Origin of the sequence: Nocardia sp. NPDC056100, from assembly GCF_042266325.1 — a bacterium.
Lineage (GTDB): Bacteria > Actinomycetota > Actinomycetes > Mycobacteriales > Mycobacteriaceae > Nocardia.
This window is the reverse complement of the sequence record NZ_JBHJVY010000003.1, coordinates 1,578,871-1,600,153: the sequence shown is the minus strand read 5'-3', so window position 1 is coordinate 1,600,153 and position 21,283 is coordinate 1,578,871. Positions and strand designations below refer to the sequence as shown.

At 66.2% G+C, this 21,283-nt stretch carries 14 protein-coding genes; 10 read left to right on the top strand and 4 right to left on the bottom strand.

What is annotated here, in order from left to right; all coding sequences use genetic code 11:
* Nucleotides 1-3 precede the first annotated feature (3 nt).
* From ACFC0O_RS29110 to ACFC0O_RS29075, 8 genes are all read left to right on the top strand, one after another.
* Nucleotides 4-1,461: an NAD-dependent succinate-semialdehyde dehydrogenase gene (locus tag ACFC0O_RS29110; RefSeq protein ID WP_375963183.1), complete on the top strand. Its 1,458-nt coding sequence runs from the start codon at nt 4-6 to the stop codon at nt 1,459-1,461.
* A gap of 162 nt (nt 1,462-1,623) precedes the next feature.
* Nucleotides 1,624-3,201: an APC family permease gene (locus ACFC0O_RS29105; protein WP_375963180.1), complete on the top strand. Its 1,578-nt coding sequence runs from the start codon at nt 1,624-1,626 to the stop codon at nt 3,199-3,201.
* 47 nt (nt 3,202-3,248) lie between these two features.
* Complete coding sequence (locus tag ACFC0O_RS29100) at nt 3,249-4,214, top strand: nitrilase-related carbon-nitrogen hydrolase (protein ID WP_375963178.1); 966 nt, start codon at nt 3,249-3,251, stop codon at nt 4,212-4,214.
* Entirely contained in the window at nt 4,214-5,260 is a 1,047-nt protein-coding gene (locus tag ACFC0O_RS29095; protein ID WP_375963176.1) for an agmatine/peptidylarginine deiminase, read from the top strand. The genes ACFC0O_RS29100 and ACFC0O_RS29095 overlap by 1 nt, the downstream gene beginning before the upstream one ends.
* A 167-nt stretch (nt 5,261-5,427) precedes the next feature.
* Nucleotides 5,428-6,792, top strand: coding sequence for an NAD(P)/FAD-dependent oxidoreductase (locus ACFC0O_RS29090; protein WP_364640810.1), 1,365 nt, complete (start codon nt 5,428-5,430; stop codon nt 6,790-6,792).
* Between the two features lie 117 nt (nt 6,793-6,909).
* Nucleotides 6,910-8,088: a hypothetical protein gene (locus tag ACFC0O_RS29085; RefSeq protein ID WP_375963174.1), complete on the top strand. Its 1,179-nt coding sequence runs from the start codon at nt 6,910-6,912 to the stop codon at nt 8,086-8,088.
* Nucleotides 8,085-9,944: a serine/threonine-protein kinase gene (locus ACFC0O_RS29080; protein WP_375963172.1), complete on the top strand. Its 1,860-nt coding sequence runs from the start codon at nt 8,085-8,087 to the stop codon at nt 9,942-9,944. The genes ACFC0O_RS29085 and ACFC0O_RS29080 overlap by 4 nt, the downstream gene beginning before the upstream one ends.
* Entirely contained in the window at nt 9,941-11,821 is a 1,881-nt protein-coding gene (locus tag ACFC0O_RS29075; protein WP_375963169.1) for a serine/threonine-protein kinase, read from the top strand. Before ACFC0O_RS29080 ends, ACFC0O_RS29075 begins: the two co-directional genes overlap by 4 nt.
* Before the next feature lie 56 nt (nt 11,822-11,877).
* Here the strand turns inward: ACFC0O_RS29075 and ACFC0O_RS29070 are convergent, their stop codons facing one another.
* Nucleotides 11,878-12,348 carry a DUF4254 domain-containing protein gene (locus ACFC0O_RS29070; protein WP_375963166.1) on the bottom strand — a complete coding sequence of 157 codons (471 nt, stop codon included), beginning with the start codon at nt 12,346-12,348 and terminating at the stop codon, nt 11,878-11,880.
* 211 nt (nt 12,349-12,559) lie between these two features.
* Here ACFC0O_RS29070 and ACFC0O_RS29065 point away from each other — a divergent pair, with 211 nt between their 5' ends.
* Both ACFC0O_RS29065 and ACFC0O_RS29060 read left to right on the top strand, forming a co-directional pair.
* A complete protein-coding gene (locus ACFC0O_RS29065; protein ID WP_364640825.1) occupies nt 12,560-13,399 on the top strand; it encodes a GntR family transcriptional regulator in 840 nt (279 codons plus the stop codon).
* On the top strand, nt 13,396-13,983 hold the full coding sequence (locus ACFC0O_RS29060; RefSeq protein ID WP_375963162.1) for a GNAT family N-acetyltransferase: 588 nt from the start codon (nt 13,396-13,398) through the stop codon (nt 13,981-13,983). The genes ACFC0O_RS29065 and ACFC0O_RS29060 overlap by 4 nt, the downstream gene beginning before the upstream one ends.
* Nucleotides 13,984-14,036: 53 nt before the next feature.
* On the opposite strand, the gene ACFC0O_RS29055 is transcribed toward ACFC0O_RS29060, so the two are convergent.
* The 3 genes from ACFC0O_RS29055 to eccCa are packed head-to-tail and all read right to left on the bottom strand — an operon-like array spanning nt 14,037 to nt 21,281.
* Nucleotides 14,037-15,770, bottom strand: coding sequence for a serine/threonine-protein kinase (locus ACFC0O_RS29055; RefSeq protein WP_375963159.1), 1,734 nt, complete (start codon nt 15,768-15,770; stop codon nt 14,037-14,039).
* A 24-nt stretch (nt 15,771-15,794) separates the two neighbouring features.
* A complete protein-coding gene (locus ACFC0O_RS29050; RefSeq protein ID WP_375963157.1) occupies nt 15,795-17,258 on the bottom strand; it encodes an FtsK/SpoIIIE domain-containing protein in 1,464 nt (487 codons plus the stop codon).
* Nucleotides 17,259-21,281: a type VII secretion protein EccCa gene (gene eccCa, locus ACFC0O_RS29045; RefSeq protein WP_375963154.1), complete on the bottom strand. Its 4,023-nt coding sequence runs from the start codon at nt 21,279-21,281 to the stop codon at nt 17,259-17,261. It lies immediately after the preceding gene.
* Nucleotides 21,282-21,283: the final 2 nt, after the last annotated feature.

Here is a 21,283-nt window from a genome sequence, read left to right as displayed (position 1 = left end):
ACGATGTTGGAGTACGACCGGATCAGCGGCCTCATCCCCACCGGTGTGTGGATCGACGGCGCCTCCACGCCCGCCGCCTCGAAAGCCACTTTCGCGGTGCGCAATCCGGCGAGCGGTGAGATCCTCACCGAGGTCGCCGACGGCAATGGCGACGATGCCCTGCGCGCGCTGGACTCGGCCGTCCGGGTTCAATCCGCCTGGGCCGCAACGGCTCCGCGTGAGCGTTCGGCGATTCTGCGCCGCGCCTGGGAGATCCTGACCGATCGCACCGAGGAAATCGCGCTGCTGATGACCTTGGAGATGGGCAAGACCCTCGCCGAGGCGCGCGGTGAAGTCGCCTACGGCGGTGAGTTCCTGCGCTGGTTCAGCGAGGAGGCGGTGCGCATCGGCGGCCGCTACACCGAATCCCCCGCCGGGACCGGCCGCATTCTGGTCACCCAGCAGCCGGTCGGGCCGTGCCTGGCCATCACGCCGTGGAACTTCCCGCTGGCCATGGGTTCTCGCAAGATCGGACCCGCGCTGGCCGCGGGCTGCACGGTGATCGTGAAGCCCGCCGAGGACACCCCGTTGACCATGCTGGCGCTGGCCCAGATCTTCGCCGAAGCCGGTCTGCCCGAGGGCGTGCTGTCGGTGGTGCCGGGCAGCGATGCCGCCGCCATCACCGCGCCGCTGCTCGCGGATTCCCGGTTGCGCAAGGTGACCTTCACCGGTTCCACCAGGGTCGGCAAGCTGCTGCTGCGCCAGGCCGCCGACAATGTGCTGCGCACGTCGATGGAATTGGGCGGCAATGCCCCCTTCATCGTGTTCGAGGACGCCGATCTGGAGCAGGCGCTCGCCGGTGCCATGGCGGCCAAGATGCGCAATGGCGGCGAGGCGTGCACCGCGGCGAACCGCATCTACGTGCACAATTCGATCCGCGAGGAGTTCGCGACCAAGCTCGCCGAGAAGATCGGCGCACTGCGCGTCGGCCCCGGCCACGAGTCCGGTGTGGACACCGGCCCGCTCATCAATGAGCGGCAGCGCGATTCGGTTGCCGCACTGGTGGACGACGCGGTCGCGGCGGGCGCGGTGGTGCGCACCGGCGGTAAGGCCATCGACGGTCCCGGCTGGTTCTTCCAGCCGACCGTGCTCGACGGGGTGCCGCGCAGCGCGCGCATGCACCGCGAGGAGATCTTCGGCCCGGTCGCCGCCATCTACGGCTTCGATACCGAGGACGATGTCGTGGCCGCGGCCAATGACACCGAATACGGTCTGGCCGCCTACTTCTACACGCGGGATCTGGATCGGGCCCTGCGTGTTTCGAATGCCCTGGACGCCGGCATGGTCGGCGTGAACCGGGGCGTCATCTCCGATCCGGCGGCCCCGTTCGGCGGTATGAAGCAGTCCGGGCTGGGCAGCGAGGGTGGATCAGAGGGGATCCACGAATACCTCGATACCAAATACGTCGCGCTGACCCGCTGACGTCATCGGCGCCCCGGCCCCTGCGCCGGATTAGGCGCCCACCCGGAATCCGGCGCTCACCCGCCGGGTTCCGGTTCACCACCGTGGCGCGGTGGCGTTGTCTGTCCGTATCGCTGAGCAGCGGGGCTTTCGGCACCACCAGACCCAACACGAGGAGCTTGGATGCTCGTGCAGAATGCCTCCGAGGCGACAGTGCCGTCGCGTGATACCACCCCCGCAAGCGGGAAGGGCCTGGCCACCAACAAGGTCGGTACCTTCTCCGGTGCAATCCTGAGTATCGCGTCCATCGCGCCCGCCTACACCACCACCGCCTCCATGGGCCTGATCGTCGCCGCCGTCGGGCTGAAAATGCCCGCGCTGCTGATCGCGGGTTTCATTCCAATGTTCTTGGCGGCCTACGCATATCGCGAATTCAGCGCCGAAACCCCGGACTGCGGCGCGTCCTTCACCTGGTCCGCTCGTTCGCTCGGCCCGTACATGGGCTGGATGGCGGGCTGGGGTTCGGTGATCGCGGTCGTCATCGTGCTGGCCAATATCGCGGCCGTCGGCGCGGAGTTCCTCTACCTGTTCATCGGGCGGCTGGTGCACTCGGAATACATTGCGACGCTGGGCGATAACAAGCTGATCAATATCGCGACGACGCTGGCCTTCCTGGCCGCGGCCGGGTGGGCGGCCAGTCGCGGGATCAGTTCCAGTGAGCGCGCACAGTATGTGCTCGTCGGCTTCCAGCTCATCGTGCTGCTGCTGTTCGCGGGCATCGCGCTGAGCAAGGCCATCACCGGCGACGGCCCGTCCGGCCTGAGCTTCGATATCGACTGGTTCAACCCGTTCACCGGACTCACGCTGGGCGCGTTCGCGATCGGCCTGATCGGTTCGGTCTTCATGTACTGGGGCTGGGATACCGCGCTGACCCTCGGTGAGGAATGCAAGGACCCCAAGCGCACACCCGGCCGCGCCGGACTGCTGTCCATCCTGACCGTGCTCGGCACGTATCTGCTGCTGGCCGTTGCGCTCATGTGGTACGCCGGTGTCGGAGATACCGGTATCGGCCTGGGCAGTCCGGACGCGAAGAACAATGTCTTCGGCACCCTGGCCCAGCCCGTGATGGGTGGAGCCGGTGAGCTGCTGCTGTTCCTGGCGGTGCTGGTCTCGACCATCGCCAGTCTGCAGGCCACCTTCCTGCCCGCCGCCCGCGCCATGCTGGCCATGGGCACCTTCAAGGCGCTGCCGGAGCGGTTCGCCACGGTGCATCCGGTGTATCAGGTGCCGCGTTTCGGCGCGGCCGTGGCCGCGGTCGTGGCGGGCGGTTTCTACGCCATCACCGCACTGCTTTCCGAGCATGTGCTGCTGGATACCATTGCGGCCCTTGGCATCATGATCTGCTGGTACTACGGCATCACCGCGTTCGCCTGCGTCTGGTACTTCCGCAAGCGCTGGTTCGCCTCGGTGCGCGATTTCGTGTTCAAGCTGCTGTTCCCGCTGCTGGGCGGCTCCATGCTGCTGATCGTCTTCTGCATCTCGGTGCGCGAGAGCCTCAAGCCCGAAGTCGGCAGCGGCGCTTCGATTTTCGGTGTCGGCCTGGTGTTCTACCTGGGCTTCGGGATTCTGGCGCTGGGCGCGGTGCTCATGCTGGTGCTGCGCTGGCGGCAGCCGGAGTACTTCCGCGGTAAGACGCTGCCACGCGCGGTGTCCGGTGATCCCATGCCGGTGGTGCCGGAACCGCACCTGAGCTCGCTGTAGCGAAAACACCTCTCCCCCAGTCAACTTCGAGAAGATCCGGAGTAGTCATGAACGTCATCACCTGTCTGGAACCACCCGTCTCGCACGCGCGGGTCGACGCACCGGCGCAGACGCCGCTGCGGGTGGCCCTGGTGCAGCACCGCTGGCAGGCCGACGCCGAGGCCGTGCGCGCCGAACTGAACGAGGGCATCGCCAAGGCCGCCGAATTGGGCGCGAAGGCGGTCTTCCTGCCCGAGGTGACGTTCAGCAAGTACCCGGCCTTCGAGCGCGGCGGTGCGAACCCCGGTGCGGATGCCGAAGATCTGGCCACCGGGCCCACCTTCACCTTCGCGGCGAAGGCGGCCATCGAACACGGCGTCTTCGTGCACGCCTCGCTGTACGAGCACGCCGATCAGGGCGACGGCCTCGGGTTCAATACCGCGATCCTGGTGTCCCCCACCGGTGAGCTGGTCGGGCGCACCCGCAAGCTGCACATTCCGGTGACGGACGGGTACTACGAGGACACCTACTTCCGCGCGGGCCCCGCGACCGAGGAGGCGTACCGGCCGCACAGCCATCCCGATCTCGGCGATGTGCGCATCGGCCTGCCGACCTGCTGGGACGAATGGTTCCCGGAGGTCGCCCGGATGTACTCGCTCGCCGGTGCGGACATCATCGTCTACCCGACCGCGATCGGCTCCGAGCCGTCGTTCCCCGCCTTCGACACCCAGCCGCTGTGGCAGCACGTCATCGTCGGCAATGGCATCACCGCGGGCACCTTCATGATCGTGCCCAACCGGTACGGCAATGAAGGTGAGATCACCTTCTACGGTTCGTCTTTCATCTCCGATCCGTACGGCCGCGTGCTGGTGCAGGCCCCGCGCGACGAGTCCGCGGTGCTGGTGGCCGATCTGGATCTGGATCAGCGCAAGGATTGGCTGACGCTGTTCCCGTTCCTGGAGACCCGCCGACCGGACACCTACGCCCGGCTGACCGAGCCGGTCGATCGCGCGCACCCGTTCGGGAGGGCGTGATGAGTTCCGCTGGTAATCAATCGAATTGGCGAATGCCCGCCGAGCACGCACCGCATCGCCGGACCTGGATGGCGTTCCCGCCTGCCGGTTCGGAGATCACCGCGACCCCCGAGGCGGTGGATGAGGCGCGCGCGGCATGGACCGCGGTGGCGCATGCGGTGGCCGAATTCGAGCCGGTGACCATGGTGGTCGATCCGGCCGATATCGGTGCCGCGAAACAGCAGCTCTCCGGCGCGATCGACATTCTCGAAGCGCCGCTCGATGACGCCTGGATGCGGGATATCGGGCCCACCTTCGTGCACGCCGCCGACGGTTCCGTCGCGGCCGTGGACTGGGTCTTCAATGGCTGGGGACAACAGGATTGGGCACGCTGGGACAACGACTCGAAGATCGGCCGGGCCGTCGCCGAGGCGGCCGGGGTGCCGGTCATCGATTCACCGCTGGTGAACGAGGGCGGCGGTATCCAGGTCGACGGTGCGGGCACGGTCATCCTGACCGAGACCGTACAGCTGGACCCCTTCCGTAATCCCGGCCTGACCCGGGCGGATGTCGAGGCCGAACTGCGGCGCACCATCGGCATCGATACCGCGATCTGGCTGCCGCGCGGACTGTGGCGGGATTCGCAGCGCTTCGGCACCCGCGGGCACGCCGATATCGTCGCGGCGCTGCCGTCGCCGGGTGTGGTGCTGGTGCACGATCAGCGCGATCCCGAGCACCCCGATCATGAGCTGAGCCGTGAACTCATGAAGCAGTTCGCCGCCGAGACCTCGTCCACCGGAACGCCTTTCGAGGTGATCCCGGTGCCCGCCCCGCGCACGCTGCGGGATGAGGAGGGCTTCGTGGACTACAGCTATATCAACCATTACGTCTGCGATGGCGCGGTCATACTCTGCGGGTTCGACGATCCGAACGATGCCGAGGCCGCCGAGATCATGGCCCGGGCGTACCCGGGCCGCACCATTGTGACCGTGGACGCCCGGGAGATCTTCGCCCGCGGCGGCGGCATCCACTGCATCACCCAGAACGAGCCGCTTCCGGCTCGCTGACCAGCGCCGAGGTCAGCAGGTGATCCGGCCCGCGCACGCCGAAGTGGCGAATGAGGGGCGGGCCGGCTCACCGAAACGGCGTGGGCACAATCGTGATCACGCGCACATACTGAAGTAGCAACCTTCGGGTTATCCGAAGTTTCCGAATGTATCGGTAAGGAGCTCTCGTGGCTGTCATCACTCGTGACGTCGTGATCGTCGGTGCCGGACCGTCCGGTCTGACGGCCGCCGCCGAACTGCGCAAGGCCGGCCTCACGGTGGCCGTGCTGGAAGCCCGCGATCGGGTCGGCGGCCGGACCTGGACCGGTGATATCGAAGGCGCCATGATCGAGATCGGCGGCCAGTGGCTGTCCCCGCACCACACCGCCGCGCTGGCGCTGGTCGAGGAACTCGGTTTGCGGACCTTCTCCCGGTACCGCGACGGCGAGTCGGTGTACCTCGCGGCGGACGGCACCAGGCAGCAGTTCACCGGTGACGTATTCCCCGCCCCCGCCGAGACCGCGGCCGAGATCGATCGGCTCATCGCGCTGCTGGACGGCCTCGCGGCCGAGGTCGGCGCATGGGAGCCGTGGGCGCATCCGCAAGCGGCGGAACTGGATTCGGTGCCGTTCAGCATCTGGCTGGAGCGCCAGTCCGATAACGAGTACGCCCGCGAGACCGTCTCGTTCTTCGTCGCCGGTGCCATGCTGACCAAGCCCGCGCACACCTTCTCCACGCTGCAGGCGCTGCATATGGCCGCCGCGCAGGGCTCCTACACCGCGCTCGCCACCGACACCTTCATGCTCGACAAGCGCGTTATCGGTGGCATGCAACAGGTTTCGCAACGTCTGGCGGCCTCGCTGGGCGCGGATGTGCACCTGGGCGCGCCGGTGCGCAAGATCCAGTGGTCCGATGCGGGCGTGACCGTCTTCGCCGACGGCGATCTCGAAGTGCGCGCGAGCCGAGTGGTGCTGGCCGTGCCGCCGACCCAGTACGCGGGCATCAGCTTCGATCCCCCGATGCCGCGCCGCCGCCACCAGATGTACCAGCACATGTCCTTCGGTTTCGTGGTCAAGGTGCACGCGGTGTACGAGACCCCGTTCTGGCGCGAAAAGGGCCTGTCCGGAACAGGTTTCAGCGATACCGACATGGTGTCGGAGGTCTACGACAACACCAACCACGGCGTGGACAACGGCGCGATGGTCGGCTTCATCGCACACGAACAGGCCGACGCCTACTTCGCCATGGGCCCGGCCGAGCGCAAGGCCGCCGCCCTGGACTGCCTGGTCCGCTACCTCGGCCCCGAAGCCGCCAACCCCGTCGTCTTCTACGAATCCGACTGGGGCAGTGAGGAATGGACCCGCGGCGCCTACGGCGTCAGCTTCGACTTCGGCGGCATGACCCGCTACGGCCACGACCACCGCGACCCCATCGGCCCCATGCACTTCGCCTGTTCGGACCTCGCGGGCCACGGCTTCCAGCACGTCGACGGCGCGGTCCGCATGGGCCAGCGCGTAGCCGCGGCCATTGTCGCCGAGCGCACTCTGGTCTGAGTTCCGGCAGTCCCCCTCCCTCGGCCGCCCGATGGCTTCATCGGGCGGCCGATGCTAGGTTCGTCCGAGTTCATATAGATCGGGAGGGAACCACCGTCGAGGCGGTGTGGGGGGATTATGCGGTTCAGGTCGGGTCGATTCGCCGTTGCCGCAATAGGTGTGGTGCTGCTGGTCGGCGGCTGCGGTGGCAATTCGGGTGATGCGGTCGATTACGGCCCGTATCCCACGCATCGGATCAGCGGTGATTTCGATCAGCGGCCCAGCCGGGCACGCGGCATTCTCGCGGAATCACTGCGGCTGGGTGAGCGCATCGTGCTCGGGAACGAGGTCGATCCGGATCTCACGGCGGGGCGCGGGGGCGGGGTGCTGGTGGACAGCACGGGCCTGACCGACGGCACGCTGTCCGGGCCGCAACGGACCGCGCTACAGGGTTATTCGATCCTCGGCGGGTACAGCGCGCTGGCCGGGAACAAGCCCTTCGATCCCGCCGAGACCTCCAAGAAGTTCTTGGCGATCTCGATTCTCGCGTTCCCTGATGAGCAGACCGCCGCGGCCGCCGCCCGCGATATGGAACACGCCGACTTCATGACCAATCCGGACAATGTTCCGGTCGGCCTGGACGCCTATCCCGCGGCCATCAATCATTGGCGGCCGGGTGTGCCGACGCTGGGCAGCTGGCTGTCCTGGAAGTCGCTGGTCATTCGGGTGTTCGCCGAACTCACCGAGCCGGATTTCGGCAAGCTCACCCAGCAGGCGACCAAGGCCCTGCAATTGCAGGTGGCGGCGCTCGAAAGGTTCACCCCCACACCGGCATCGGAGCTGCCCAGCCTGCGGCTGGATCCGGACGGCTTACTGCCGCGGCTGGTGAAAACCGATGACTACACCCCCGACGATCGCACCTTCGCCGTCTACAGCACGCGCGCCTTCGCCGCCGCCTCGTCGAAACCCGCGGCGGATTTCGAGGCGAACAGTTCGCGGGGCCTGACCTCGATCGCGGTGTCCCACAACAAGATGCTGTACCGATTGCGAGATAACGCCGCCGCCACCGAGTTCACCAAGCACTTCATCGAGGCGAGTCAGGCCGAATACGACCCGATTCACGGTGTCGCGGGACGGGATTCGATCGACTGCGCGCAATTGAAGCAACCGAACAACCGATCCGCGGATGCCTCCCGCTACCGCTGCCTGATCACTCGCGGTGAATACGTGGCCAAGGTCTTCAGCAATACCGATATCGATGTACGCCGATTGGCCGCCGCTCAGGACTCGGTGCTTTCCGATGGAGACTCGCGATGAAGCCGCTCATGCCGCAGGATCCGCGGTGGCTCGGCGAGAACCGATTGCTCACCGTGATCGGTCAGGGCGGGATGGGCCGGGTGTTCCTGGGCCGCACGCCGACCGGAAGGCTGGTGGCGGTCAAGCAGATTCACCGGCATCTGGCCGGTGATCCGGAATTCCGAGCGCGTTTCGAGCGCGAGGTGCAGGCCGGGCGAATGGTCACCGGCGCGTACACCGCGGCGGTGGTCGACAGCAGTGCCGATCCGGAGAATCCCTGGCTGGCCACCGAATACATCGCGGCCCCCGATCTGACGACGGTGGTCGCCGACTGCGGCCCACTGCATCTGGGCGGGCTGCGCCTGCTGGCGGCGGGGCTGGCCTCGGCACTGGTGGAGATACATCGCGCCGGTCTGGTGCATCGAGATCTGAAGCCCGGCAACGTATTGCTCACCCCAGAGGGTCCACGGGTGATCGATCTGGGCATTTCCCGTGTCGAACAGGCCGACGGGCTGACCATGACCGGTCAACTGATCGGCTCGCCCGGCTACACCTCCCCGGAGCAATCCGAAGGGCGACCGGTCACCCCGGCCACCGACGTGTTCTCACTCGGGGCTGTATTGACGTTCGCGGCAACGGGTTCGGGACCTTTCCCGGGTACTTCGACCCCGCAGATCCTCTACGCCATCGCACATTCGGCGCCAGACACCGCGGGAGTGCCGTCCCCGCTGCGCGGACTGGTCGAAGCCTGTCTTGCAAAGGATCCCGCGCAGCGGCCCTCGGTCGAGGAGGTGCTCAACGCCACCGCCGACATCACCGCCGAACCGGTGTGGCCGGAATCGGTGCGCGAGCGGGTCGACACCCATCGTGCCGATTCGGAGTGGTGGACCGAGACCGCCGAGAAGCAATCGAAGTACCAGGATCAATTGGCGGACATACGGAATCGCCGTCGCGAACTGATGCGCTGGCTGGCGGCCGCCGCAGTGGCCGTCCTGGTGCTGGCCGGATTCGGTGTCGCGGTGAGCGGTTGGGCGGCTCGCAGTGGGCATCCGGTGCCGATGAATGATCCGTCGCTGGCGCTTACGGCGGCCGAACTGCGCACCCTCGACAGCTGCAAGGTGCTCGATATGGCGTTGCCCGGCAAGGTCGGCACGCGCAAGACCGATCCGTCGCGGGGCAAGTTCTACAACTGCGGCATCGGACTCACCGATGCGGCGGGCAAGAACTTCAACGTGACGTTGCAGGTCGGTGCTCTGCTCTCGGAAACGCTCATCCCCGCCGAGAACACCGGGCGCACCGTCGGGTGGGCACCGATCTACGGCCGCCCCGCGTCCTACGAGATCTGCCATCGTTCGGTGATCACCCAGAGCGGTGGCCAGGTCGCGTTGCAACTCACGGTGCAGGGCGGCAGCGGCGACCAGTGCGGAGTCGCCGAACGAGCCCTGGAGGCGGTCGTACGGCAGTTGACAGTCTTCGTTCCGCTGCTGGCGTTGCCCTCGGATTCACTGCTCCGGCTCGACCCCTGTGCGGTACTCGACGTGGACCGGAGCCGCACTATCACAGGCGATCCCGGCAAGCGCGGCAGCGAGTTTCCGCACGAGTGCACGATCAATGGGGACAACACCATCGTCACCTTCGTCCTGAATGAACAGGACCGGCCCGACAGCGGAACGGACAAGGTTCAGCTGGGATCACGCACCGTGTACCGCTCCACCGGAGACACATCGTGCTCCCTCTCCTACATGCTGCGGCCCACCACCGGAAAGCTGGCCGAGGTCGCCTATCTCTCGGTCACCGACCGCTCGGGCAAGGTCGACAAGTGCGCCCGCGCACAGGATCTGATGGCCGACGCCCTCACCAAGCTGCCGAAGTCGTGACGGTTCAACCGCTTACGCACGATGAGCCGCGCCGGATCGGCCGCTACCGGGTGCTCGGCGTACTCGGCAAAGGCGGTATGGGCCGGGTGCTGCTCGGCGCGGGACCGGACGGCCGCCTGGTGGCCATCAAGCAGGTGCACGCGCATCTGCTGAACCAGCGCGGTTACCGCGCGCGGTTCCAGCGCGAGGTATCGGCCAGCACCCGGGTATCGGGAGCGTTCACCGCGCCGGTCGTCGATTTCGACGTCGACGATGAGACGCCGTGGCTGGCTTCGGTTTTCGTGGTCGGCATACCGCTGAACGAGGCCATCGAGAACTTCGGCCCGCTGCCGGTTCCCGCGGTTCGCGCACTGGCGGCAGGTTTGGCGGTGGCGCTGGCCGATATTCACCGCGCCGGTCTCGTGCATCGGGATCTCAAGCCCGCCAACGTATTGCTGACCGCGGACGGCCCGCGCGTGATCGATTTCGGCATCGCGTACATGACCGAGAATCCCGGCGGACTCACCGAAACCGGCTCCACGCTGGGATCGCCCGCGTTCATGTCACCGGAGCAGACGCTGGGCGAACCGGTTACGGCGGCGAGCGATATGTTCGCACTCGGCTCGGTGCTCGCGACGGCGGCGTCCGGGGTCAATCCATTCCAGGCGCCCTCGTTGGCGTACACATTGTTTCAGATAGCCCACGGTGCGGCCGAGCTGAACTCGGTGCCGCCGGAGTTGCGGACGATCATCGAGTCCTGCCTGTACAAGGATCCCCATCATCGGGCCACACCCGACCGGTTGCTCGCGCAGCTGGGCAGACAGCCCGAGGGTCCCGCTCCGTGGCCCGAGCCGATCCAGCAGGCGATCGAACGGCAGAGCCTGGGTATGGCGGGGATCGCTCGCGATCCGGACGCGACCGTCGTTGCCTCCCGGTCGTCGTGGACCGCCGCGGCAGCCGCTCCCGCGTCGGGTTCACGACGAAAGTTGGCCTGGCTCAGCCTGGTCGCGCTGCTGGCGGTCGTCGCACTGGTGGCGGGCGTATTCACCTGGAAGCATTCCGAAACTTCGGCTGGGACGCTGCCGGGGGCCGATACGAGCCTGGCCACGCTGCGCGCCGCCGACGTGTGCGCCTGGTTGCGCCAGGCGCTCGACGGGTCGGTTCCGGCGGAGTCCGGCTGGGACGCCGATCCGAGGAATTGGAGCGTCGACACCGGTTACAAGTGGGGTTGCGTTGCCAAGTCCGGTACACAGTGGCTGTATCTCGATGTGGGATCCGCGATCACACCGACGCAGCGCGTGAACGGAAAAGCCGGCGGCTTCGATTTGCTCGGCACCGAGGGTTCCGGTCCCAGCGGTTGCAGTCGCGGCGTAAAACTCGGTGACCGCGAACAACTTTGGGGCATTTCAGTCAATCTCTCCAATGCGCCCAATTGCGATCTCGCGGTGCACATCCTCGACCGGTTGCTGGCGACGCGGACCGCCCCGCCCGAACGCGCCGATACCGCATCCCTCGCCGGGGTCGATCCGTGCCAGGTCGTACCGCGCGCGGCGCTGGACAGTGCGATCGGCCCGCTGTCGCAGACGCCACCGCAGGCCGCCGCGCACGGCTGCCACTGGGAGGGGTCCGCCACGGTGGAGGTGAATACGCAGGCCGTCGACATGTCGAAGATGCGCCTCGAGGCCGGAATGGATTTGGCGAACGGAAAGTCCGCATTTCCCCAAATATCCAGTCTCAGTTCGACTTGCGAGCTGGTCTACGCGTATCGCACCGTCGCAGATCTCCAGGAGACAGTGCTCGTCCGGCTCGATGGCGAGAAGAACCAGCGTGAACGCCTGTGCGGCACAGCGGTATCCATACTGAACGCCCTCATAGGACAACTGCCCAAGGTGAATTGACCACGCGCCCCCGAACGCGGTCCGAGCCACCCTCGGGCCCGGACCGCCGGGGTCGCCTACCAGGCGGGCAGTCGCCGCCGTCCGGCGAGTACATCGCGCACGAGATCATCGTAGGCGTCGGACAATTCGGCTAGATGGTGCCAAGCGCCGTGCAGCATCTCATCGTTCGCGTCAAGCGTCATCAACGCGTGGTGCGCGCGAATCGACGCCTCCGCCAATCGGTCGATGACCGATCCGACGGTTTCGGTGTGCAGGGTCGCACCCAGGCGATGCTGGGGAATCGACCGCACGATCCAATCATCGATGGCCATCACCAATTCGATTCGGCGACGCTTGTTTTCGATGATTGCGGTGGGATCGGTCTCGGCGCCGATACCACCCCTGCCGACTATGCGCCGCTCATGCAGCACCGCGAGATCATGGGCGAACCACAGGAGGGGTCCGCCGATCACACGGTGACCACGGCAGGCGCGTAAAAGTAGATCGGAGGTCGGCAATAGGCCGCTCGTGAGGGCATGCGTATCCACGTCCGCATATTGATCGGACATATCAGGCAAAGCCACAACGACCGTATTTGATGTCTCCGAACCAGCCACGTTGCCTCACGTTCATCGACGTACAACACCGCATTCAGGACGTTCATTACAATAAACCTCAGAATGTGCCTGTCAAGCCTTACACGGCGATTCGGCACCCGGAGTAGACTTCGGGGCCTTGAAGCAACAACCGAGGAGCGAGATGGCGGACGGTCCGAGATACCAACGGATCGCAGACCTCCTCCGCGAGGAGATCCGCGCCGGCAAGTGGAAACCGGGCGATCGACTACCCAGCCATAACGAGCTGGCTGATCAGATGCAGGTCTCGATCACCACCGCTCGCAACGCGATTCAGCTCCTGGTTGCCGAAAACCTGGTCTATACGGCGACTTCCAGGGGCACCATCGTGCGCAGTCAAGAGGTGCTGGAATCGGTTGTCACCAACCACATTCGGCCGGACCGGCCGCGTGCGGCCCACGATATCTTCGTGGAGATCGCGCGCGCGGCGGGTCGCGAGCCGTCCAAGCAGTTCAGCGCGCGGATGGAACCGGCCAGTCCGGACGTCGCGCATTGGCTGGGGGTGCAACGGGATTCGTGGGTGGTCTCGCGCACCGTCATGCAGTACCTGGACAACGAACCGTGGTCCTGGGAGGTGAGCTTCTATCCGCGGGACCTCGCCGAGGCCACCGGTATCGACCATCCGTACGACATACCGGAAGGTACGACACGCCGACTCGCCGAGCGTGGTTTCGCCGAAACGGCGCATCGGGATACCGTCGTCGCGCGCCCGGCCACCGCTGAGGAGGCCGCCGTGCTCGGCGTCGGTCCAGGCACCATCCTGCTGGACCACCTGCGCATAGGCGCGAACCACGAACGCATCACGCGTGTCACCCGCCATCGTTCGACGGCGGCCCGCAACCGCCTGGCATACGAGCTGGGCGACGACCCAGGTACGGACATCATTCGCAAAACACTCGGCGCCCCACCGCCGCCCGGCAATTCGCACTCCTTCGAGAGCTCGCTCCTACCCGGCTCGTCATGACCCCGCACCTACGCCCGGCCCTGCACACCGATATCGGAACCATCACCCGGTTCCGGCTCCAACGCACCAGCTGGCTGGCCGCCCGCGGTAGCGATCAATGGACCCGGGCCGGTCGTGGGCTGCCCATCGAAACCTTCGTCCGCTCGGTGGCGCGCGCGGTCGACAATGGTGAGACCTGGATGGCCGAAATCGACGGCGAGCCCGCGGGCACCATCACGGTCAACGACCGCGCCGACGAGGGCCTGTGGTCCCCCGGCGAAATAGCCGAAGCGGTCATCGTCCACTACATGATCGTGGACCTCCGCTTCGCCGGTCACCGCATCGGCCACGTCCTCCTGGAAAAGGCCGCCCACCTGGCCGCCCAAGCCAACCGCGACTGGGTCCGCCTCGACGCCTGGACAACAAACGCCGACCTGCACGCCTACTACATCCGCGCCGGCTTCCGCCAAGCCCGCTTCGCGGGCCCCGAAGCCACCGGCCCCTCCGGTGCCCTCTTCGAACGCCCCACCACCAGCTGGCTCTCCACCCGCCACCTCCCCGACCCCATCCCCCTCACCGCCGAACCCCAACTCCACGCGGGCTGATCCGGGTCGGGCTCCCCGAAGCAGCGCCTGCCCAGGTGCTCGGCGGTATCGGATCAGCCGCGAGACTTCGGAAAGATGTTGTCGGCCAGACGTGATGCGATCGGGCAAACTTCATCCGCACCGCCCCTGGCCGTCGGGATAACCACGCTCAACTTTGCGTGGCCGTGGCCGGTCGGCCACATCACTACACACGTGGGAGCGCTGTCCTTGTTCCCGTTGAACCATCGACTGCCGTCAACCGCGTTGCCGATCCGGATCGCCTGATACGTCGGATCTCCGGTGACCATCATTCCCGACGTGAGCAGGTCGAGAGCCACGGTGGGCCCACCCTGCCGCTTCGACCCCCAGGCGCAGGCCCGGCTGGTCGCCGAGGAATATGGTCTCGGCGACCGTAATTCAAGTTCTCCGTTCATATCATCGGTAAGCAGTTCGCACGGATTCGGCAAACCCGCGGCTGGACCAGCGGATGCCCGATCGCCGTCCCGACCGATCGCGTAGATCACCGTCGCCACCAAGAGAACACCTGCGACCAGCGCGGCCAGGATCATCCAGGGACGATGCCGCAGTGCTGAAATCCTGACCGCTTCGACAGCACCACGATCGGCCGAGACCCTAGGGATCGGCCGCGCACCACCGACCGCCGGATACACGAGATTCGGTGCGTCGCCAACAAATGTCGCGGATTGCCCTGCCGCAGCATCACTTCCGTCCCGTACGCGACCCGGCGCTAATACGGCAGTCTCTGCCGAACTGGCGGATTCCGCCCGCTGCGCCGCGAGTCGCGCGAAGGAAACGACTCCGGCTCGACTGGAACGAGCTGACCTGTCAGCGACCTCGGCGGCCGCAGCGGCACGGGCCGCCGCCTCGCGCTTGGCAGCGTTCTCAGCGGCCAAGCGGGCAAAGGGCGCAGCCGAATCGAGCTCGGGCGCAGTGTTTCCCACCACCTGCTGCGCGACGGCCATCCGGACGGCCTCGGTGAAGTCGGAACAGGTGGGGTAGCGATCGACCGGAGATTTAGCCAGTGCACGCGCCAGAACATCGTCGAGGGCACGGGGTAAGTCGGGGCGGACCGCGGTGATGCGTGGCACGGGCTCGTTGATATGGCCCATCATCACGTTGAGTGGTTGGGTTCCTGGGTAAGGGTTTTGGTTGACCAGAAGGCGGTAGAAGGAGCAGCCGAGGCTGTAGATGTCGCTGCGGGAGTCGAGGGGTCGCCCGGACAGCTGTTCCGGAGAGGCATAGGCGAGGGTCGCCAGGAAGGTACCGGTCTTGGTTAGTTGGGTCGCGTCTTCCGATGGTTTGGCTATGCCGAAATCGGCCAGGAGGACGCGCTCTTCACCTGGGATGCCGGATGCCAGCAGGAAATTGGCGGGCTTGATATCTCGGTGGAGCAGGCCCGCGCGATGGGCGTGATCCAGGCCCTTGCCGATTTCGGTGATTACATGGAGCACCCGGGCGACTGTCATCGATGCAGCGTCACGGGTGACCGCGCTGTCGGCGTCGGTGCCGTTCACGTATTGCAGGGCGATCCAGAGGCAGCCTTGGTCTTCGCCTTTGTTCAGAACCGAGACTATGTTCGGATGATCCAGGGCGGCAGCAATATTCGCTTCGCGTTCGAAACGTGCTCGGTATTCGGGGTCGGAGGCCAAATGCGGCCAGAGGACTTTGAGGGCGTCGTGGCGTGGGAGGGCAGGATGGCGGGCCAGGTAGACGGTACCCATACCGCCGCTGCCGAGCTGACGTTCGATGAGGTAGCCGCCGAGGATACTGCCCGGGCCGATGATCACTTGTCCCCCTGGATATTCGGTGAGCTAGGCGCCGGGAAGGCTGGATAATTGGATGAGATCCGGTGCGGTGCGGCGGGTTACGAAGATGGCGCGGCCCGGGGGTAGGGGGATGGGGCCGGTGTTCGCGATTACTCTGCCCTCGTCGCGGGAGCCCGACATGAGGAGGACGGCGGGGGCGGTGGTGTGCATGGCGGCCAGGAATGGGTCGGTGGTGAAGGCATCGGCTGCACGGGTCATGCGGCGGGTGAGGATCAGGTGGAAGCCGAGATGTTCTGCTTGCCGGAGTAATTCGATGAGGGATGTGCAGGGGTTGGCGGAGTTCGGGCGGGTCACGCGTTCGTAGTCGTCTACGAGGAGGAAGATTTCCGGACCTGTCCACCAGTCCCGTTCGCGGATCTGCCGCGGGGTGAGGTCGGGGCCGGGGAGACGCTTGGCGAGGTAGTCGGCCAGGTCCTGGATCAGGGTGGTGGCTGAATCGTGTTTGGTGGCGTATCCGGCCAGATATTCGCTGGGGACCGCACCCAGCAATGTGCGGCAGGGGTCGATGACCAGGATCTGCGCCCACTCCGGCCCGGTGAAGTCGGTGATGCCGCGAATCACGTTGCGCAGCAGCGTGGTCTTGCCGCATTCGGTGTCGCCGAGCACCAGCAGATGGGGATCGATGTCGAAATCTACCGCCTGCGGCCGTAATTCGGATTCGGTGATGCCGAGTACGACCCGGGTCGCGCCCTGGGTGATTCCGTGCGCCTCTGCCTGGCGCAGCACCTCGGCGCGAGTGATATCGGTTGGCAGCAGCTGAATTTCGGGCGGATGAAACGAGCGCTGTGACTCGAGGGAGGTGGGTTCGCCGAATAGCGGTTCGACCACGAGCGACGGGCGCACCAGACGATCCGAGGGATAGTCGGGCCACATATCGATCTCGGTCTTGATCACGTCATGCAGCAGGGGCCGAATCTGGAACCTCTTGGAGACGACCAAAATTAGGTGGATTCCATATGCCAGACCGTGGTGGCCGAGTTGATCGACGCTGCCTACCAGGTCCTCGAACTCCTCGGTCAGCACCGACCAGTAGTCGACGACGAGAAAGACATCGCCGTATCCGTCCCGCAGCACCGGATCATTGACCGCCCCAGCCTCGCGGGCGCTGTGCTGCCAGTCCCGGAATTCCGCGATATCCCGGATCCCCAGCCGGGCGAAACTCTCCTGACGCCGACGCAGCAGCGCCGCGAGCTCGAAAACGATGCGCCGCACCAGTTCATCGTCACGTTTACCGGCGATCGCCCCGACGTGCGGCAGTGCGGCGAGGTCCGCCAGCCTGCGCCCGATATCGATGAAGTAGAACTGCACCTGTTCGGGCGTGTGCCGCACCGCGATCCCATTGATCAACTCGTGCAGCACGGCCCGCTGATCGGCGTCCGGCCCGCCGATCAGCATTACATGGCCGCGTTCGCCCGAGAGGTCGACCCGCAGCTCCTCGACTTCCGGCAATTACAGCCCCGGCAGGTCGCAGAACTGGATCATCTCCTGGCCTCGGCTGCGCGAGGCGAGGATGCCGCGGCCCGGGGGCAGCTTCATCGGGCGCAGTTCGCCGATGATCTTGCCCTCGTCGCGCGGTCCGGACATGAGCACCGCGTCGACGGACATGTTCTTCATCGCGCCCAGCACACCGTCGTAGAGCGCGCGGGAGACGCCGCCCATGCGCCGTGTGACGATCACGTGCATGCCGATGTCCCGCGCCTGGGGCAGGTATTCCACCAGTGGCGCAAGGGGATTCATCATGCCGCTGGTGGCGACCATGTCGTAGTCGTCGATGATGATGTAGATCTCGGGCCCGGTCCACCAGCTGCGCTCACGCAACTGCTGCGGGGTGATGTCGGAGCCCGGAATGCGCTTGCCGAGGTAGTTCACGACCTCCTGGATCATCGGCCCGCAGGTCTGCGACGAGGTCGAATACCCCGCCAGTTGATCGCCTTCCAGCGCACCGAGCAGCGTGCGGCGGTAGTCGATGAGGATGACACGCGCCTGTTCGGCATTGGAGCTCTCGGCGATGCCGTGGATGATGTTGCGCAGCGCGGTGGTCTTGCCGCTCTCCACGTCGGCGAAGATCATCAGGTGCGGGTCGGCGCTGAAATCCAGAGCCAGCGGCTGCAATTCGGATTCGCCGAGTCCGACGACGACCTTGGTCGGGCTCTGCTGGATACCGTGTGCCTGTGCGAGCCGCAGTACCTGATCGCGCGGAACGCTCATCGGCAGCATGCGCACCTCGGGTGCGCGGCGATCGCCGTACAGCGCCGCCATCTGTTCCTTGGCCGCGCCCACACCCTCGGGCAGCGTGGTCGGATCGGTATCGGAGTCCAAGCGCGGCAACGCGATCAGCAGATGCAGCGGATCCGCGGTAAGACCGCGACCGGGCTGATTCACCGGAACATTCACCGCGACCCGGCGGCCCATCTCCGAATCGGAAGGATCACCGAGCCGCAGCTCGATGCGGGTACCGATCATATCCTTCATATTGGGCCGGATCTCCGCCCAGCGGTTGGCGCTCACGATGACGTGGATACCGTAGGAAAGACCCTGTGCCGCAAGGGCGCTGACCGATCCTTCCAGCGTGTCGAAGTCATCACGGAACTGCTGCCAGCCGTCGACGACCAGGAATACGTCACCGAATTTGTCGGCGAGAATCGGATCGTCCATCGCGCCCGCCGCGAGCGCCGCGTGCTTGCGCCGCCGGAACTCGGCCATGGATTCGATGCCCAGTTGCGCGAACCGCTCCTCGCGCTGATGCAGCAGCGTGATGAGCTCGGAAATGGTGCGGCGCAACCGATCTATGTCGAGCTTGCTGGCGACCGAGCCGACGTGCGGGATCCCGGCCATACTGCCGAGACTGCCGCCGCCGAGGTCGATGCAGTAGAACTGCATCTGCTCGGGCGTGTGCGTGGCGGCCGCGGCCATGATGATGGTGCGCAGCGCGGTGGACTTACCGGCGAGCTTGCCGCCGACCACCGCCACATTGCCCTGCGCGCCGGACAGACTGATGGTGAGCACATCGCGCCGCTGCTCGTACGGCTTGTCGATGATGCCGATCGGCATCCACAGCTGTCCGTGCCGGTTGACCGGCGAACTCCACTCCGGATCGGGCAGCAGCATATCGACGGTCGGCGATTCATCCAGCGGCGGCAACCACACCTCGTGCGCCGGACGGCCATGTCCGGTAAGGCGTTTCACCACGACCTGGAGCAGGGTGTCGGGAATGCCCTCGTCCGCGGGCGGAGGCGGCGGCAGCAGATCCAGCGGATCGAGCGGATTCTCCGGCTCCGGCGGCGCGAGCATTTCCACCGGCCCGGCGGTGAATTCGCGCGGCGGCGCTTCGGCCACCGCCCGCCCGTCCAGCTGCCGGGAGGCGCGCGGCGCGACATACGGCCCGGAGACATAGGTCGCGTTGAACCGCAACGGATCCGACGCATCGCTCTTGAGATAACCCGAGCCCGGGATACCCGGCAGATGGTAGGCGTCGGTGATACCGAGCACGGCGCGAGATTCATTGGCGGAGAACGTACGCAAACCGATGCGGTACGAAAGATGCGAGTCGAGCCCGCGCATCTTGTTCTCTTCCAAGCGCTGCGAGGCGAGCAGCAGATGCACATGCAACGACCGGCCGAGTCGACCGATCATGACGAACAGATCCGCGAAATCCGGCTTCTGCGAGAGCAATTCGGAGAACTCGTCGATGACCACGAACAGCGCCGGTAGCGGATCCAGCGGAACACCCGCCGCACGCGCCTTCTCGTAATCGGTGACATTGGCGAAATTGCCCGCCGTGCGCAGCAATTCCTGTCGCCGGTTCATCTCACCGGCGAGCGCGTCGCGCATACGGTCGACGAGCGAGAGCTCTTCCTCGAGGTTGGTGATGACCGCCGCGACATGCGGCAGCGGATCCATACCCAGGAAGGTCGCACCACCCTTGAAGTCGACCAGCACCAGGTTCAGCTGATCGGGTGAATGCGTCGCCACCATCGAAAGCAGCAGGGTGCGAAGGAATTCCGACTTACCGGAACCGGTCGCTCCGATGCAGAGCCCGTGCGGCCCCATACCGTTCTCGGCGGATTCCTTGATATCGATCTCGACGGGCGTGCCGTCGGGCGTGATGCCGATCGGCACGCGCAGGCGCTCACGCCCGTAGCGCGGCCGCCACACCTTGGCCGGATCGATCTGCGCCGCGTCCGGAATCTTGAGCAGCGCCATCAAACCCGGGTCCGCGGTGGAGGTGTTGTCCCCCAGGCTCACGATCTGCGCGGCGGTGGCGACGCGGAACCGCGCCAGACTGCGCGAGAACGCCTCGGCCTCAGCCAAAGTCACATTGTCGGCGGTGGCGAACTTCTCGGTGCCCGCGGCGCTCTTGGCGAAGACGTCCCCGCCCGAGGCGACCAGCTGCAACCCGCGCCGCGCGGCCAGCGAATTCTCCGCCGCGCTCAAATCGATGACGGTGACCGCGTCCAAACCGGATTCGCTGATCAGTCGTTCGGAACCGCTCACGTATCCGTCGTCCACGATCACGACGAAGTGCAGACGTCCCTGCGTCGGTTGCGGATTGCGCATGAACCGCCCGCGTTCGAGCAGATCGTCCGCCAGCGCGGTCTCGAACTCACCGAGTGAGCGATACATCATGCGCGCCGCGCCCATACCGTCGCGATGGCTCGGATGCTGTAGCTGCGGAAGCCATTTCGCCCACGCCCAGGCTTCGGAGTCCGGATCGGCGCAGACGATCGCCACCGCGACATGATCGGGCCCGTGGAAGGCGCACAGCTCGATGAGCATGGCCCACACCAGCCTGCGCGCATCCTCGGCCGGTCCCTCGACATTGATGGCGGGGAAGGCGCGCAGTGAGACGGCGGTGGGCAGCTGATGCACCACCGAATGCGTGCGCACGAACCGCCGCAGCGCGACGGTCGACACCGGCTCCAGATCCTCCAGCGGTCCGGTCTCGGGTCGCGCGAGTTTGGCCGCGAGCCGGTGGGTTCCGATGCCGACTCGCACATGCCCGAAGTCGGGATCGTTGGGCCGCCGCTCCCACATGCGCCGAGTGCCGACGACCGAATGCAGATCCGCGGGTTCGGGATGACTCCAGACCAGCGTCTCGAGCTGTTTCAAAGCGGTGCGCCGCACCTCGCGCCGGGTCTGGTCGAGATACCGGAAGTAGTCCTTGCGTTCCTCGTTGAGCTCGCCCGCGCTCTTGGCGCCGCTGCGCTGACCCATGAACATGCCCGCCATCGACATGATCATCATCATCGGGAACATCATCATCATGGGGTTGGTCAGAATCGACCGCCCCATCATCGCCATCATGGCGATCATGCCGACCATGGCGACGACCATGACCACCGGCATCAGCTTGCTGAGCAGGTTGCCGGGCACCGCGCGCGGAATCTCCGGCGGCGGCGTGAGCGCCATCTCACCGCCGGGCGCGCGCGGCGGCGCGATACGCGGTCTGCGGACGAAACCTTCTGTGGCCATGA

Coding starts and splice junctions, on each gene's coding strand:
- ACFC0O_RS29110 (WP_375963183.1), top strand. CDS start 4: ATGTTGGAGTACGACCGGATCAGCGGCCTCATCCCCACCGGTGTGTGG.
- ACFC0O_RS29065 (WP_364640825.1), top strand. CDS start 12,560: ATGGCGGACGGTCCGAGATACCAACGGATCGCAGACCTCCTCCGCGAG.
- eccCa (WP_375963154.1), bottom strand. CDS start 21,281: ATGGCCACAGAAGGTTTCGTCCGCAGACCGCGTATCGCGCCGCCGCGC.
- ACFC0O_RS29080 (WP_375963172.1), top strand. CDS start 8,085: ATGAAGCCGCTCATGCCGCAGGATCCGCGGTGGCTCGGCGAGAACCGA.
- ACFC0O_RS29100 (WP_375963178.1), top strand. CDS start 3,249: ATGAACGTCATCACCTGTCTGGAACCACCCGTCTCGCACGCGCGGGTC.
- ACFC0O_RS29105 (WP_375963180.1), top strand. CDS start 1,624: ATGCTCGTGCAGAATGCCTCCGAGGCGACAGTGCCGTCGCGTGATACC.
- ACFC0O_RS29095 (WP_375963176.1), top strand. CDS start 4,214: ATGAGTTCCGCTGGTAATCAATCGAATTGGCGAATGCCCGCCGAGCAC.
- ACFC0O_RS29085 (WP_375963174.1), top strand. CDS start 6,910: ATGCGGTTCAGGTCGGGTCGATTCGCCGTTGCCGCAATAGGTGTGGTG.
- ACFC0O_RS29060 (WP_375963162.1), top strand. CDS start 13,396: ATGACCCCGCACCTACGCCCGGCCCTGCACACCGATATCGGAACCATC.